The organism is Bacillus sp. AFS015802 (assembly GCF_002561455.1).
Lineage (GTDB): Bacteria > Bacillota > Bacilli > Bacillales > Bacillaceae_B > Rossellomorea.
Window position 1 is genome coordinate 1 of record NZ_NTUP01000016.1, and the last position, 14,377, is coordinate 14,377.

Sequence of the window (14,377 nt, forward strand, 5' to 3'; positions counted from 1 at the left end):
AAGGAGGGGGAAAAGGAACATGGGGGAGGGGAAGTGGTGAAAAGGGGTGGGGAGTTTGTCGAAATGTTGGGGTGGTGTGGCTATGGGTGATTGCGGTGCCTGGCACGGGAAGGGCGTTTCGTGCCAGGCACCGGGTGGGGGGAGTGGATTATAGTTGGGCCAGGTCGATAATATACTCGGAAACTCGATAATAAATGGGCCGAAGTTGATAATAAAATCCGGAGATCCGTTAAAAGATGACCTGGTACCAGACGTTGACAGTCGATTTGAAAATAAAATCTTATTTTCGATAATAAAACAGTCAAAATTGAAAATATAACCCCCGAAAATGAAAACAACCACGTTCCCGACCCTCTAAATACCTACCCGATCCCCACCCTACTCATCCACATGTACATAAAACGTTTTCCCATCATACACATTCACGCTCTTCAACCCCACAACCTCATCATTTCTCCAATAAAAATCCTTATTTTCCGGAAAACGCAGCACTTCACCATCACGCTTGGCCATCATCACGGGATTTTTAGAGGTCCGTCCCTCGATTTCAACGGAGTAACCCCTGTCACGAAAATAATTCATTCCGTCTACATACCAAGAAGCGAACGGCCCCTTATCCAGTGAAAAACCCATATAAGTAGAGATCACCCTCGGGATGTCCGTGTTTTCGATCAGTCCAACCGGCTTACCAGGACCATACGCATATAAAAACACGTCTTCCCCGGTATGACCGTGGGTGGTGAATCCAAGGTTGGCACGCTTCGCCATCAGCTTCACCATTTCGTTCTCTAGGTCCTCAACAGTCTTGGTGTGTTCCATCGTACAGTATTCCTTCTTACTGAGGTTCCCCAACCCATAGCTTGAAAGAACCTTTTTTAAATTGGAACGATCTTTTTTCAGCTGAGAGGTGGCGCCTTTAACAGTAAGCCTGGCTTGTTTCAGTGGCTCAATGAACTTCCCCGAAGGCAGGGTTTTATAGTTTTGATTGGTCCCTTTGTTCCCAAGGGTCAAACCGCTATTTCCATGATCGGTCACGGCGATCACCATGGTGTTTCCGTCTTTCCGGGCAAAATCGAGGGCTTCTCCCACGGCATCGTCAAAGCTCAGCACTTCACTGATCATCCCGACTGGATCGTTCTTATGGGCGGCCCAGTCCACCTTGCTGCCTTCTACCATGAGGAAGAATCCTTTCTCACTCCGGGAAAGCCGGTCGATGGCTGAACGGGTCATCTCCGGGAGGGAAGGCTCATCAGGATTCAAACTCGTTCGGTCCAATTCATAAGAGATGTCTTCTTCTGCGAACACTCCCCATAGTTTAGGGGAGGAAGGGGGGCGAGTGAGAAGTCCCTCCCTCTTCAGGACGACATCATAGCCGGAAGAACCGATCACTTTAAGGAGGTTTTCTCCATCTTCACGGCTGACCTGTTTCGTTTTCAGCATACCGTCGTCGTTTTTGGCGTGGTCTTTGGATTGGGGTTTCAGCCAAGCGGAGCCTCCTCCCAGCACGACATCGAGACCCTGGTATACCTGCTGTTCTCCGATGTCCCCGAACTCATCCCTGTTCAAGGAGTGGGACGTGAAGGCGGCAGGAGTGGCGTGCTGGATGGGGGAGGTGGACACGATGCCGGTCTTGTAGCCGGACAGCCTGGCACCTTCAAGGACGGTCAGCACGGGGCGTCCGTCCGGGTTCATTCCTATGTAATCGGCTTTTGTCTTCATACCGGTGGCCATGGCGGAACCGGCGGCAGCGGAGTCGGTGATGGCAGACTGGGCAGAATACGTCCGGACCCCGCCTGCGAGAATCTTATCGAGATTGAGGTCCGTCCCTCGATACCACCTCGACAGGGTGAGGATGTCGGAGTTGGTTCCGTCCATGATGAGGAGGATGACGTTTTTGTGTGGTGGAGGCGCGGCGGTTAGGCAGGTGGCGGGGAGGGTGAAGGAGAGCAGGGAGAGGAGGATAGTCAGGGTGGTGAGGCGTTTGAGTGTTTTCATGGATGGTTGGTCGCTCCTTTTTGGTAGGGTTGACCTTTAGTATTTGTTGGTTGGGGAGGAGTATGTATGTTTTAAAGGGAAGTACAGCAATCAGTCATTTCTTCCTCAATTCATTTGTTATAAAATAAAATAAAAAAGGTTCGTGGAAGTACGTGATGAAAGGGAATTTTATTTTTATTTTTACAATGATGGTTGTGATATTCATATTACTGATCTCACATACACCAATATGGGAGATGATCTTACTAGGTCTGTTGGTGTTTATTTTTCAGATTCCCGCCATTAGAAAGGCTTTATTTAAGGATGACTACCGGAAAATCAAAGCAGCTTTTTACACTTCCGTCTGTTTTACCATTGGATTAATTATTTTCTATTTTGCTATGTCTATTTTTGACGGGGGAGTCTATCGTACAGATGGAGAAGTCTATCTATTTATTTTGATGGCGTTTTTGTTTAGTCTCATCGGAAATTTTCTGTATGGCTTACCTGTTTCCTTGGTAGCAGAAGTCATCTCAATGAAGTTTCCCTCTGGTCGTGTTTGTGTTTCCGGGCTCATACATATTGGATTGGGAGCGGTCACTTATGTTGTATTCCCCGAGCTCTCGTTAGCAGCCGTATGCTGCGCGGTCATTTTCTTTCTAATAGATGAAAGAATGAGGAAAGATTATTGAGGATCAATACATAGAAAAGCGTCCTGTCTTCATAGACAGGACGCTTTTCACTTACGTAATTTTATTTCCGTTCCAAAATCCCCAACAATAAGTTCTCCAGTATTGTTGGGCGATCGAATGTTTTCAAATCTTTCAGTTTCACTTTATCCCAATCAAGGGCGGTGATGAACGCAGCGCCTTTTTGTAACGCCGGAATGTCATCAGGATAGACAATATAGTACTCTCCTGCTTTCACACCGGACTTGATCTGCTGCTGCCCGTTTACTGCAAGGCCGGTTTCGACTTTACGTTTCTCCACCGTGCCTTTTGACGTTAACATCCACATATATTTTGCTTCGCCGTCTTTTTCAACGGCCGTTACCGGTACGACAATCGCACCCTTTACTTCTTCCGTGATGATGGATAAGAAGACGTGATGGCCTGGGAGCAGCTCGTTTTCTGTATCCTTTAGCTTCACTTCGACGGGATACAGGCTGTCGGTTTGAATGTGCGGATCGTTTTTAGGCAGGGTGGCCACCTTGGTTACGATCCCTTTTTGGATCTTTTTCTCAATGTCCGATTGAACGGTCGCATTCATATTTGCTTCCACGGTGACGATCTCTTTTTCCGTAAGATCGGTTGTGACGATGGTTGATTGTGAGGCAATGGTGATCAATGGATTGTCGATTGCGTGTGAGAGGTCCTTGATGGTACCTTCCACACTGCTTTGGACGGTCAGGGTCGTTTCATAGGATTCGATATCCTTGATTTGACGCTCGAGATTATCAATTTGACTTTCCAAACGGTCGATTTCCAATTCTTTAGCCGCAATTTCTTTCTTTAGATCATATTCCGATTGAAGGGCGCTGGCTTCAATCGGGATTTCTTTGTCATCGGTTGAGCTTGATGGTAAAGAAGATTCCAGTCGTTTGAGATCGGAAATGTTGTCTTCGATACTGTCAATCTCGTCTTCCAGTTGATCAGCCTCAGATTCGAGTACGCTCTTTTGCTGGGTTTGATCGGTCACTTCATACTCATAAAGGGGCGTCCCGGATTTGATCTGATCCCCTTCTTTGACGAGGAATTTTTTGAATGAACCGAATTCATCGTTGAAGTAGAGGTAGCTTTCTTCTTCCGATGCGACCACTCCGGCCTTCGGAAGTTCTTTTTCCAGATCCCCTTTGTTGACGGGTTCCCATTCTTCGACCCGGACTTCCCTGTCGACCTTGCTGTCCGCTTTTTCAATGAGATATGTATTGGCACCTATAAAAAGGAGCGACACAGTGAGGGTAGTATAGAAAATGGTTCGTTTGTTCATGTTTGTTCACAGCCTTTAGATAGTTAGAGTAGTGTTGAAAAATCAAGGAATGCGAGGAATGCAGTGACCCCCCAGAATAATACGTTCGTTAGTAAAATGACGAGCCAGATCAGCCAGTTTTTTTGCCCGGTCAGTCTTTTGACTCCTTTGTATTGAATATAAAAGACCCAAATTTTAAACAGGGAGATCGTGCCCAGGAAATAGATGACCCATGACGTACCTGTTATGTATTGAGCGATGACGCCGAGTGATAGAGGCGATGAGAACCAATCAAGTGAAAGGAAAAGGGATAAAGGAATGTACGTCAGTCTTTCAATTAATAGAACAATCAAGACCAAGCTTTGAGTGATGACAAGCTTGCGGTATTCCCCTTCATCTGAAATTGTCCAGAAGATCAGGGCTGGTACGAACAGGATGAGAGCCGCATATACTATACCTGAAATGATTCTTCCTAATAGAAATAAGAACTTTTCCATCTCGAAGTTTATGGGTGAGAGTTCGGTGAGTTCCTTTGATAGCGGATCCATTCCGATTCCAAATGAGGAGATGAGTCCAAAGACAAGGGCAGACAATAAGAAAACCAGGAATATCTTCTGTTTATACCCTCTTAATACTTCCGTTTCTTTCAATTGATAAAAGAAGTAGGATGGTTGTCTTAATCCCCGGATGAGTTTAACTTCTTTATGCATAAATGGTTGCCTCCAACTAGTTTAGATTCCTTCTCCTATTCTATCGAAAAAACCCGAAACTTTCCATAAATTGTAGAATGAAAGTTGAACAAATTAAAAAAGCGCCTCAAGACGCTTTTAGATGTTGTACGTTAAGAATGTAGTTCCCGCAATCAATGCGATGGTAAATACAAATAATCCTATGTACATCCACATTTTTCTTGCTTTCTTTTTTTCTACGATTTCTTCGGGTGTTAAAAACGACAAAACAATCCCTCCTTGGTTTGGTAGCTGGCTGGCATGTATAGCCCCTCTAGCTTTGCGTCATCACCTTTCGATGATTTTGCCTTTATTCAGTCCATACCACTATTATATCGTCATAGAGTATGCGGGATTATATAGGCATAAAGTCATTTTTTAAAATAATTCACAATAAAATTTATCTTCCATCTAGTGGTTTTTTCTGGTAATATAGCATAAAATTGATGTTTGAAACTCCGTCTAATAGTGTAATAAAGTGATATAAACTGTTTTAACATGTAGGAGGTTGTCTTTTTGAAAGAGAGTAAGGACAATAATCAGCATATTTTGAACGTAATACAAAAAGCGTTCGACAAAGGCCAACAAGGAAACATGGACACCGACACCATGATCCACTGGCTAAAACAAGAACTCCAATCAGGATATACCATAAACACAAAACAAAAAGCGCTCTAGACCCCACAACCCGGGCATCTAGGCGCTTTTTTTGTTTGAAGAAATAGAGGGACGGACCTCACTTTTACGACAGAAAAAGAACCAAAATCCCGGTTTGACAGGGTTTTGGTTCGGGAATTTGAGGTCCGTCCCTCCTACCACTCCTTCAGCGTTTGGTAGAGGTGGTTGACGTGCCCAATGAATTTCTCTTTGCGTTTTTCAGTAAAGTAGGAGAGAGATGAGAGGGTTCGTTTGAATTTTGGGTGTTGCTTTAGTAATTGCAGGATTTCCCTTGTTTCGTCGTCTTCGAAGTTTTCTCTCAGGATCATGGGATCGTGGCTCGCACCAAGAGCGCCGCTTTCCTCCCCGTACATGATCCGGTTCATTTCATAGGTTGGTATTTTATAGACTTCTTTAAAGGTAAGGAGCATTTTGTAAGGGATGTCCCTTGTACCATTTTCATAGTTTGATAGCGCACTTTGGCTGATATTTAAACGAAGGGCGGCTTCTCTCTGGGTAAGCTCCAATATGTCATTGCGATAATGCTGTAACTCTACGTGTAAATCCATTGTTTTCACCGACCATCTCTTTTTTCTTCAAGATAAAGGTTTTACACGTGAGCATTAGGAAATTACACGTTTTGAAATAGTTATTTTGATTACAAATATAAATAAATTGGAAAAGGTATACAAATTTACAGGAAAGCGTATTAAAATAAAAATATAATTGTAATTTTGTCTGAATAGGGGGAAAGGTGGAGGTAGAATGGGGAAAATAGAAAAGGGGAGATCCGTATATCTCACCAACAGGGGAGTAAAAAACAAAATCACTTGGATCCAACTGAAATCAGGTTCCAATGTGGTCTTCAGCACATCACACTATGGCAATCAACGGGTCATCTATTACTTGCAAGACCGCTTCACCATCCTTTACCACGACAGAAAAAGATAGATAGAGATGAGGGACGGACCTTCCTACCCGGTTGATTTACACAGGTTTGTAAATGAATAGAGGTCCGTCCCTCAAAAAAATAGAGGATTTTGCTCATTTGTGTCGAATAGGTTGGTGTAAGAATTTTGATAATGAGAGAAGGAGTGATGGTATGGTTCGAACGCCTCGGAATTGGTGTCCGGGAGCCACGTATCATGTGACAGCGAGAGGGAACCGGAAGCAGGAGCTGTTCCATGATGACAATGACCGCAAGAAGTATTTAACGTATGTACAGAAAACGAAAGACAAGTACCCTTTTACGATCCACGCCTACTGTTTGATGTCCAACCACATTCATCTGCTGATCGAAACCCACGATGTTCCGCTGGAAAAGATCATCCGCACTCTTCATACTCGCTACGCCGTTTATTTCAACAAAAAATATGATTATGTCGGACATGTTTTCCAAGGCCGATATGGATCCAACAAAATTGATACCCCATCGTACTTCATCAGAGCAAGCAGGTACATTCACCACAACCCTGTCGAAGCAAAACTCACCGTCCAGCACGGGGCATACCCCTGGAGCAGCTATCCCTTTTACATCCATTCGATCGACAACCCCCTTCTTTCCAAGGAGCGTACACTCAATTATTTTCCTGCACCACAGGTCACCCTTTATAAGGAATACGTAGAAAAGGAAGAGGAAAAAAAGGAATCCGTCAAAAATCCTATTAAAAAGTGAAAAAAGTAAAATATTTTTGTAAAAATAAAGAGGAATTTCTATAAATGTGTCGAAATTCATAGTCGTTAGGACTAAATAACTATTTTTAGGAGGAGAAGATGAGAAAAGAATTTATCCTGGTATTCGAAAATTTTCACGTTTCCAAACGGAGTCTCAAGAAGTCGAAAAAACATTTAGTCGTTTTTCAAGGGCAACATTATTACAATAAGTTGGTCGTTGTGAATCAACCACCTGGATTTTCACATGCGCTGGAAAGCATCATGTATTCTGACAAGATTCTTGAAACAGTCGGGTTCACCACATTGTTTGCCGTTCCGATCGACCGTAGTCATTCCATCCCATTTAAGTTTGTCCGCATCGGTGATACCGCACCAAAGGATTGTAAGGTTGTTCTGGAGAAGTGGGGAGGGGTCGAGCAGCTGAATATCCTGCCGTTATACCCGGTGGATGGCCGGATTTCCGATGAAGACAAGCAGGATATCCTGTCCTATCTGAGCCTGAAGTCCGATGATGGAACCGTCACCTACCTCCTGAACAACCCCCGCGTATTCAAAGGAAAAGGCAAAAAACAAGAAGAATAAAGGAGGAACCAGGCGAACCTGAACAGGTACGTCTTTTTTTGAGGGACGGACCTATCCGGGCTGCATTTCCTGTTACCCATCTAAAACCCTTTACCTCGCTACCAAACTACCTCTCTAAGTTTCTAAAATCACTCTTTTTTTCGTTGACCTCTTATGAATCAGACCATACAATGAAAGTAGTTATTAGTATTTTTAGAATTTTCATGTAAGGTGCGAATGCCGCTTGAATAAGACAGATGAAACTCGTATCGGAAAGAATGCCATGCTCCTTCTCCTTTTAGACAGGGAAGAGGAAGAGTGGAATCGTCATTTCAATGAACTGAACTGGAGCTACTGCACGGGGAAGATCGGATCCATGGACAGTCAGAAGATTGTCGCTGCGATCGAAACGGCGGCAAAGCGGAGTGACCTCGTCCGGGAAGATCTGTACCGTGAGATGCATGCTTTGTACCACGCGATCATGGAAGCTTTGACCGGGGTCACCCGGGGTCATACGCAATTGGGTGAGATCCTCCGCACTGTGGGATTGCGCTTCTCGGTTGTGAGGGGAACTCCATATGATCGTGAAGAGGAAGGCGAATGGATCGCAGTGGCGTTATATGGAACGATTGGTGCGCCCATTAAGGGATTGGAGCACGAGACGATCGGACTTGGAATCAATCATATTTAAATAAGTTAGAGCCTAGAGATATTAGTTGAAAGGAGGCTCGACCAACGGCAGAAGTCTGTCTTTGGTCGAGCCTCTTTTTTGTGTGGGAAAGGGATCCCCGGGTAAAACGGGTAAAAGGTCCGTCCCAGACCCATTTAAAGCACTAAAGAAAAAATCCCATTAACACCGGGATTTACGTAAGCAACATACAGGAAAAGGGCCATTTTCAAAGGTCCGTCCCTAATAAATAGAAGGAGTGAGCCAAAATGGTGGAGTTGACGGGTTGCAGTTTGAGTTTGGATGAGGCGAAGCGGGTGATTTATGGGAAGGAGCAAGTGGAGCTTTCGCCGCTTAGCATGGAGCGGGTTCGGAAGAGTCGCGATGCGGTGGAGAGGATTGTGAAGGAGAAGCGCGTGGTGTATGGGATCAACACAGGATTCGGGAAGTTCAGTGATGTACTGATTGATGCGGATGATGTGGAGGAGCTTCAGCTGAACCTGATTCATTCCCATGCTTGTGGGGTTGGTGATCCGTTCCCTGAGAACGTTTCGCGTGCGATGCTTCTGTTGAGATGCAACGCTTTGCTAAAAGGATATTCAGGTGTTAGACCGGTGATCGTCGAGCGCCTGGCGGAATTCCTGAACAAAGGAATCCATCCGGTGATCCCGCAGCAGGGGTCACTTGGAGCAAGCGGGGACTTAGCGCCGCTTTCCCACTTAGCACTGGCACTGATGGGTGAAGGAGAAGTCCACTATGGAGGTGAGGTTCATCAAACCCTCCCTGTCCTATCAAAAGAAAACATCTTCCCGATCCAGCTTCAGGCCAAAGAAGGATTGGCCCTCATCAATGGAACCCAGGCGATGACGGCAATGGGGGTCATCGGATACTTGGAAGCAGAGGAGCTTGCCTTCCAAAGTGAAATGATCGCCAGTCTGACCTTAGAGGGTCTTAGAGGAATCATGGATGCCTTCGACGAAGATATTCATTTAGTAAGGGGATATCCTCAACAGGTGGCCACGGCTCAACGGATCAGGGACTACTTGCAGGACAGCAAGCTCACAACGAAGCAGGGTGAGCTCCGGGTACAGGACGCCTACTCCCTAAGATGCATCCCTCAGGTCCACGGAGCATCCTGGCAGGCACTTGATTATGTAAAAGAAAAGCTCGAAATTGAAATGAACGCGGCAACCGATAACCCGCTGATTTTCGACGACGGAGAAAAAGTCATCTCAGGAGGGAACTTCCACGGACAGCCGATTGCGTTCGCCATGGACTTCATGAAAATCGCGATAGCAGAACTCGCCAACATTTCAGAACGACGCATCGAGCGGCTGGTGAACCCGCAGCTTAATGATCTTCCGCCGTTCTTAAGCCCGCAGCCGGGACTGCAATCAGGAGCCATGATCATGCAATACTGTGCGGCATCACTCGTATCCGAAAACAAAACCCTGGCACATCCGGCGAGCGTCGACTCCATCCCGTCTTCAGCGAACCAGGAAGACCACGTCAGCATGGGAACGATCGGATCACGCCATGCCTACCAAATCCTGCAGAACACCAGAAGGGTCCTTGCCGTTGAACTCATCTGCAACCTGCAGGCAGCTGAACACAGAGGGACGGACCTTATGGCAAGCAGAACACGACAATTTTACGAAGAAGCGAGAAAGGTCATTCCTTCTATTACGAAGGATCGGATTTTCTCGAAAGATATAGAAAAAGCCAACGAGTGGCTGCAAAAAACAACTCTAAGCACACTGATCAAACCAACCAAAACAAAGGAGGAAACGACAAATGGTTAAGGCAGACAAACGAATCGTACAAGTAAAAAGAGGGACGGACCTCGAATGTAAAGGATGGGAGCAGGAAGCGGTCCTCCGCATGCTCTACAACAATCTTGATCCTGAGGTAGCGGAAATCCCTGAAGAGCTCGTCGTATACGGAGGAATCGGGAAAGCGGCCCGTAACTGGGAGTCCTTCGACGCCATCGTCCATACCCTAAGAAACTTAGAGAACGATGAAACCATGCTCGTCCAATCCGGAAAACCGGTTGGTGTATTCAAAACCCATAAAGCAGCGCCAAGAGTCCTACTGTCGAACTCTGTCCTTGTACCAAAGTGGGCGAACTGGGAGCACTTCCATGAGCTTGATCAAAAAGGTCTCATGATGTACGGTCAAATGACGGCGGGAAGCTGGATCTATATCGGAACACAGGGAATCCTGCAAGGGACGTATGAAACGTTCGCGGCACTGGCGAAAAAACATTTCAACAACTCCCTTAAAGGGGCGATCACCCTTACTGCCGGCTTAGGTGGAATGGGTGGTGCGCAGCCACTGGCTGTTACCATGAACGGAGGAGTCGTGATCGCCGTCGACGTCGACGCAGAACGCATCCAAAAACGCCTCGACACAAAATACTGTAATGTGAAAACCGATTCCATCGAGGAAGCGTTAATGATGGCTTATGAGGCACGTGACCAGGGCAAGCCGCTTTCCATCGCTCTACTTGGAAACGCAGCAGAGGTTCATCATGAACTCTTAAAACGTGACGTCAAAATCGACATCGTAACCGACCAGACATCAGCCCACGATCCCTTGAACGGCTATGTACCTGAAGGATATACACTCGAAGCGGCGGCTGAACTACGCAAACAGAATCCGAAAGCTTACACAGCACTATCACAAAAAAGCATGGCGAAACATGTGGAAGCGATGCTAGAATTCCAACACCGCGGCTCCATCGTATTCGACTACGGCAATAATATCCGTCAGGTTGCGAAGGATGAAGGGGTCGAAAATGCCTTTGATTTTCCTGGATTCGTCCCGGCATATATCCGTCCACTGTTCTGTGAAGGAAAAGGACCTTTCCGCTGGGCGGCACTATCTGGAGACCCAGAGGACATTTACAGAACAGATCGTCTGATCAAAGAGCTTTTCCCAGAAAATGAAGCCCTGAATCGCTGGATCGATATGGCACAGGAGCAGGTGGCATTCCAAGGCCTTCCTTCCCGTATTTGCTGGTTAGGCTACGGTGAGCGTGTGAAGATGGGCCTCGCCATCAATGAACTGGTCAAAAACGGAGAGCTGAAGGCACCGATCGTCATCGGCCGTGACCATCTGGACTGCGGATCCGTCGCGTCACCGAATCGTGAAACCGAAAGCATGAAGGACGGCAGTGACGCAGTAGGCGACTGGGCAATCCTGAACGCCCTCATCAACACAGCGGCAGGCGGCTCCTGGATTTCCTTCCATCACGGCGGCGGAGTGGGAATGGGCTACTCATTGCACGCCGGAATGGTCGTTGTCGCAGACGGGACGGACCTTGCCAAGGAACGCCTTGAACGAGTACTGACTACAGATCCTGGGATGGGCGTCATCCGTCACGTTGATGCAGGTTATGACATTGCCGAAAAAACAGCCGAAAAACACAACATTCACATCCCGATGAACAAAGGAGGAGAGTAACATGACCACAACACAATTCGACACCATCATCGACAACATTGGACAGCTCCTGACGATGGATCAAGGGGACGGACCTCTGAAAGGGGAGGCGATGAGCACACTTCCTGTCCTGAAAAATGCCGCCCTCGCGATCAAAGACGGCATTGTTGCCTGGATAGGCACGCATGAAGATGCGCAAAACTTCAAAGCAACGGAACGAATCGACGCAGAAGGGAAGCTGGTCTCACCAGGTCTTGTCGATCCGCATACACACTTAGTATTCGGTGGATCAAGGGAACACGAGATGGCCTTGAAACAACAAGGAGTACCTTACTTAGAAATCCTTAAGCGCGGAGGCGGCATCCTGTCAACAGTAGGAGCCACACGTGAAGCATCGGAAGAAGAGTTACTAACAAAAGCACGTTTCCACCTCAACCGAATGATTTCATACGGCGTCACAACAGTAGAAGCGAAAAGCGGCTACGGTCTCGATCGACCGACTGAACTGAAACAGCTGAAAGTAGTCAAAAAACTAAACGAAACGCACCCGGCGGAAATCGTCTCCACATTCTTAGGGGCACACGCCATCCCACCGGAATTCAAAGGACGCTCCGATGAATTCCTACAGGAAATGCTCGACTTATTGAACGCCATCGAAAAAGAACACCTCGCTGAATTCGTCGACATCTTCTGCGAAACAGGCGTCTTCACCGTCGAGCAATCACGAGAATTCCTGAAAAAGGCGAAAGAAAAAGGCTTCTCCGTCAAAATACACGCCGACGAAATCGATCCACTCGGCGGAACGGAAATGGCAACCGAAATCGGAGCGACAAGCGGAGACCATTTAGTGGGAGCTTCCGATAAAGGAATCCAGGCACTGGGCGAAACCGACACAATCGCCGTCCTCCTGCCAGGTACGTCCTTCTACTTGAACAAAGGTAAGTTCGCCAACGCAAGAGGCATGCTGGAAGCGGGAGCGGCTGTCGCCCTGTCAACGGACTTCAACCCGGGAAGCTCACCGACAGAAAACCTGCAGTTCATCATGAGCCTTGCATCATTGCAATTAAAGATGACACCGGAGGAAATCTGGAATGCCGTCACCGTCAACTCCGCCTACGCCATCAACAGGGGAGACTCGGCAGGGAAACTCGCAACAGGGCGTAAAGCCGACATCGTCCTATGGGAGGTCCCAAACTATCATTACGTCCCATATCATTACGGGGTCAACCATACCAACACCGTCATGAAAGACGGCAAGATCATCTACCGCAAGGAGAAGCTTCATGAACACATTTCAACATATTAAACCGGCAGGCAAAGCGCAATTCAAAGATCGCTACACAACCAAAGCGGCCGAACTCTTGACAGCTTGGGGAGAAGGAAGGAAGGGGGACATCGCCATCATCGGCGCCCCCCTCTCCAAGCCCTCCATCTCCCACTCAGGGGCAAGTTTCGCACCCGACGCCATCAGACGCTGCCTGAACTCATTCACCACCTATAACATCGAGGGAGGGGCGGACCTCGCCGACGAAAGGAAAGCCATCATCGACTTCGGCGACATCACCATGCACCCGACCTCCATTGAAGAGTCGCATCAACGAATCTATGAATCAACCAAAGCAGCTGTCGAAACGAACGCAGCCCCCTTCTCCATCATCCTGGGAGGCGACCATTCCATCACCACATCAACGGTCAAAGCCATCAAGGAAACGAAGGGAACGGTCGGGATCATCCAATTCGATGCCCATCATGATCTCAGGAACACTGAGGACGGAGGACCGACCAACGGGACGCCTTTCCGAAGATTACTGGAAGAAGGCCATATCAAGGGGGAGCATCTCATCCAGATCGGCATCCGCAACTATGCCAACGCGAAGGCCTATCATGATTATGCCATCGAGCAAGGGGTCACGGTGTATACGATGCAGGACGTCAAAAAACAACCAATCACTGAGCTCATCCAACAAGCCTTAACCCGGCTAGACAAAGTCGACACCATCTACCTCTCCGTCGACATGGACGTCCTCGACCAGGCATATGCACCCGGCTGCCCGGCGATCGGTCCCGGGGGGATGCATCCGAATACGCTCACACAAGCCATACAAACCGCCATGCAACATCGGAAGGTCAACACTATGGACATCGTCGAGATCGACCCTACCCTTGACATCAGGGATATGACAAGCCGGATAGCAGCCCTCCTCATCCTGGAAACACTGATATAATAAAGAAAAGCTTTGGCACCGAATCCATTCGGCCAAAGCTTTTTCTTTATAGTTGATCAGCGGACGATCCCATCACTGACAAGCTGTTCCTTACTATCTAAAGAAAATACCCCTGGAACCCAGTTTTCCAACACTCCATATCCACCAATGATTTCACCGTCGACCTCATACACACTTACGCGTAGATCATCCCCATTCGTTTGCTTTTCATTCAAGAGATAAGTTGTAATGACGGCTTCTTCTCCTTGAACGGGACCGAGATCAAATTCTGCAGCCTTCAAGCTGTCAATTAGCTCCGGACGTTGATGTAACGTTTCCGAAACCGCGCTGATTTTAGAATCAATGCTCCAGTCAAAGGAAGAAATATAGTTTTGGTGTGATTCTTTGATGTCCTCCTCCGAATCCGTATCTGGAGTACACCCGGTCAAAAGAATAATGAAGACGATCATGCTTAGTTTCAATACGTTCACTGAAATCGC

Annotated in this window: 16 protein-coding genes and 1 riboswitch; of the genes, 10 read left to right on the forward strand and 6 right to left on the reverse strand. The window is 47.2% G+C overall.

Going from position 1 to position 14,377, the window contains the following annotated elements; translation table 11 throughout:
* Nucleotides 1-378 precede the first annotated feature (378 nt).
* The gene (locus CN378_RS12415; RefSeq protein ID WP_098352365.1) at nucleotides 379-1,995 is read right to left on the reverse strand and encodes an alkaline phosphatase; all 1,617 of its coding nucleotides are present in this window, start codon (nucleotides 1,993-1,995) and stop codon (nucleotides 379-381) included.
* 155 nt (nucleotides 1,996-2,150) lie between these two features.
* Here CN378_RS12415 and CN378_RS12420 point away from each other — a divergent pair, with 155 nt between their 5' ends.
* Nucleotides 2,151-2,666: a hypothetical protein gene (locus tag CN378_RS12420; RefSeq protein WP_098352367.1), complete on the forward strand. Its 516-nt coding sequence runs from the start codon at nucleotides 2,151-2,153 to the stop codon at nucleotides 2,664-2,666.
* A gap of 61 nt (nucleotides 2,667-2,727) precedes the next feature.
* On the opposite strand, the gene CN378_RS12425 is transcribed toward CN378_RS12420, so the two are convergent.
* The 3 genes from CN378_RS12425 to CN378_RS22950 form a co-directional block, all read right to left on the reverse strand.
* Nucleotides 2,728-3,963, reverse strand: a complete 1,236-nt coding sequence (locus CN378_RS12425; protein WP_098352369.1) for an efflux RND transporter periplasmic adaptor subunit — start codon at nucleotides 3,961-3,963, stop codon at nucleotides 2,728-2,730.
* A gap of 23 nt (nucleotides 3,964-3,986) precedes the next feature.
* On the reverse strand, nucleotides 3,987-4,652 hold the full coding sequence (locus CN378_RS12430) for a hypothetical protein (protein ID WP_098352371.1): 666 nt from the start codon (nucleotides 4,650-4,652) through the stop codon (nucleotides 3,987-3,989).
* 117 nt (nucleotides 4,653-4,769) lie between these two features.
* Nucleotides 4,770-4,898: a hypothetical protein gene (locus CN378_RS22950; protein WP_257141124.1), complete on the reverse strand. Its 129-nt coding sequence runs from the start codon at nucleotides 4,896-4,898 to the stop codon at nucleotides 4,770-4,772.
* Nucleotides 4,899-4,914: 16 nt separating this feature from the next.
* Nucleotides 4,915-4,989, reverse strand: a riboswitch (cyclic di-GMP riboswitch).
* 197 nt (nucleotides 4,990-5,186) lie between these two features.
* Here CN378_RS22950 and CN378_RS22630 point away from each other — a divergent pair.
* Nucleotides 5,187-5,348, forward strand: a complete 162-nt coding sequence (locus tag CN378_RS22630) for a hypothetical protein (protein ID WP_179884900.1) — start codon at nucleotides 5,187-5,189, stop codon at nucleotides 5,346-5,348.
* Nucleotides 5,349-5,482: 134 nt separating this feature from the next.
* Here the strand turns inward: CN378_RS22630 and CN378_RS12435 are convergent, their stop codons facing one another.
* The gene (locus tag CN378_RS12435; protein ID WP_142323604.1) at nucleotides 5,483-5,896 is read right to left on the reverse strand and encodes a helix-turn-helix domain-containing protein; all 414 of its coding nucleotides are present in this window, start codon (nucleotides 5,894-5,896) and stop codon (nucleotides 5,483-5,485) included.
* Between the two features lie 196 nt (nucleotides 5,897-6,092).
* On the opposite strand from CN378_RS12435, the gene CN378_RS12440 reads away from it, so the two are divergent.
* The 8 genes from CN378_RS12440 to hutG all read left to right on the forward strand — a co-directional run bounded on the left by CN378_RS12440 (nucleotide 6,093) and on the right by hutG (nucleotide 13,898).
* Nucleotides 6,093-6,278, forward strand: coding sequence for a hypothetical protein (locus CN378_RS12440; protein WP_098352375.1), 186 nt, complete (start codon nucleotides 6,093-6,095; stop codon nucleotides 6,276-6,278).
* Between the two features lie 151 nt (nucleotides 6,279-6,429).
* Complete coding sequence (locus tag CN378_RS12445; RefSeq protein ID WP_098352376.1) at nucleotides 6,430-7,002, forward strand: transposase; 573 nt, start codon at nucleotides 6,430-6,432, stop codon at nucleotides 7,000-7,002.
* A 98-nt stretch (nucleotides 7,003-7,100) separates the two neighbouring features.
* Nucleotides 7,101-7,583 (forward strand): hypothetical protein, encoded by a 483-nt coding sequence (locus CN378_RS12450; RefSeq protein ID WP_098352378.1) that lies wholly within the window; start codon nucleotides 7,101-7,103, stop codon nucleotides 7,581-7,583.
* Nucleotides 7,584-7,806: 223 nt separating this feature from the next.
* Nucleotides 7,807-8,253 carry a histidine utilization transcription antiterminator HutP gene (gene hutP, locus CN378_RS12455; protein ID WP_098352380.1) on the forward strand — a complete coding sequence of 149 codons (447 nt, stop codon included), beginning with the start codon at nucleotides 7,807-7,809 and terminating at the stop codon, nucleotides 8,251-8,253.
* A gap of 245 nt (nucleotides 8,254-8,498) precedes the next feature.
* Complete coding sequence (hutH, locus tag CN378_RS12460; RefSeq protein WP_098352382.1) at nucleotides 8,499-10,031, forward strand: histidine ammonia-lyase; 1,533 nt, start codon at nucleotides 8,499-8,501, stop codon at nucleotides 10,029-10,031.
* The gene (hutU, locus tag CN378_RS12465) at nucleotides 10,024-11,694 is read left to right on the forward strand and encodes a urocanate hydratase (RefSeq protein WP_098352384.1); all 1,671 of its coding nucleotides are present in this window, start codon (nucleotides 10,024-10,026) and stop codon (nucleotides 11,692-11,694) included. Before hutH ends, hutU begins: the two co-directional genes overlap by 8 nt.
* Nucleotide 11,695: 1 nt before the next feature.
* Complete coding sequence (gene hutI, locus CN378_RS12470) at nucleotides 11,696-12,979, forward strand: imidazolonepropionase (protein WP_098352386.1); 1,284 nt, start codon at nucleotides 11,696-11,698, stop codon at nucleotides 12,977-12,979.
* A complete protein-coding gene (hutG, locus tag CN378_RS12475) occupies nucleotides 12,957-13,898 on the forward strand; it encodes a formimidoylglutamase (RefSeq protein WP_098352389.1) in 942 nt (313 codons plus the stop codon). The genes hutI and hutG overlap by 23 nt, the downstream gene beginning before the upstream one ends.
* 56 nt (nucleotides 13,899-13,954) lie before the next feature.
* Here the strand turns inward: hutG and CN378_RS22635 are convergent, their stop codons facing one another.
* The gene (locus CN378_RS22635; protein WP_179884901.1) at nucleotides 13,955-14,368 is read right to left on the reverse strand and encodes a DUF4830 domain-containing protein; all 414 of its coding nucleotides are present in this window, start codon (nucleotides 14,366-14,368) and stop codon (nucleotides 13,955-13,957) included.
* Nucleotides 14,369-14,377 lie beyond the last annotated feature (9 nt).

What these genes read in the sequence shown, in the direction of transcription:
- CN378_RS12415 (WP_098352365.1), bottom strand. Translation starts at nt 1,995, where the DNA reads ATGAAAACACTCAAACGCCTCACCACCCTGACTATCCTCCTCTCCCTG.
- CN378_RS12420 (WP_098352367.1), top strand. Translation starts at nt 2,151, where the DNA reads ATGAAAGGGAATTTTATTTTTATTTTTACAATGATGGTTGTGATATTC.
- CN378_RS12425 (WP_098352369.1), bottom strand. Translation starts at nt 3,963, where the DNA reads ATGAACAAACGAACCATTTTCTATACTACCCTCACTGTGTCGCTCCTT.
- CN378_RS12430 (WP_098352371.1), bottom strand. Translation starts at nt 4,652, where the DNA reads ATGCATAAAGAAGTTAAACTCATCCGGGGATTAAGACAACCATCCTAC.
- CN378_RS12435 (WP_142323604.1), bottom strand. Translation starts at nt 5,896, where the DNA reads ATGGATTTACACGTAGAGTTACAGCATTATCGCAATGACATATTGGAG.
- CN378_RS12440 (WP_098352375.1), top strand. Translation starts at nt 6,093, where the DNA reads ATGGGGAAAATAGAAAAGGGGAGATCCGTATATCTCACCAACAGGGGA.
- CN378_RS12445 (WP_098352376.1), top strand. Translation starts at nt 6,430, where the DNA reads ATGGTTCGAACGCCTCGGAATTGGTGTCCGGGAGCCACGTATCATGTG.
- CN378_RS12450 (WP_098352378.1), top strand. Translation starts at nt 7,101, where the DNA reads ATGAGAAAAGAATTTATCCTGGTATTCGAAAATTTTCACGTTTCCAAA.
- hutH (WP_098352382.1), top strand. Translation starts at nt 8,499, where the DNA reads ATGGTGGAGTTGACGGGTTGCAGTTTGAGTTTGGATGAGGCGAAGCGG.
- hutU (WP_098352384.1), top strand. Translation starts at nt 10,024, where the DNA reads ATGGTTAAGGCAGACAAACGAATCGTACAAGTAAAAAGAGGGACGGAC.
- hutI (WP_098352386.1), top strand. Translation starts at nt 11,696, where the DNA reads ATGACCACAACACAATTCGACACCATCATCGACAACATTGGACAGCTC.
- hutG (WP_098352389.1), top strand. Translation starts at nt 12,957, where the DNA reads ATGAACACATTTCAACATATTAAACCGGCAGGCAAAGCGCAATTCAAA.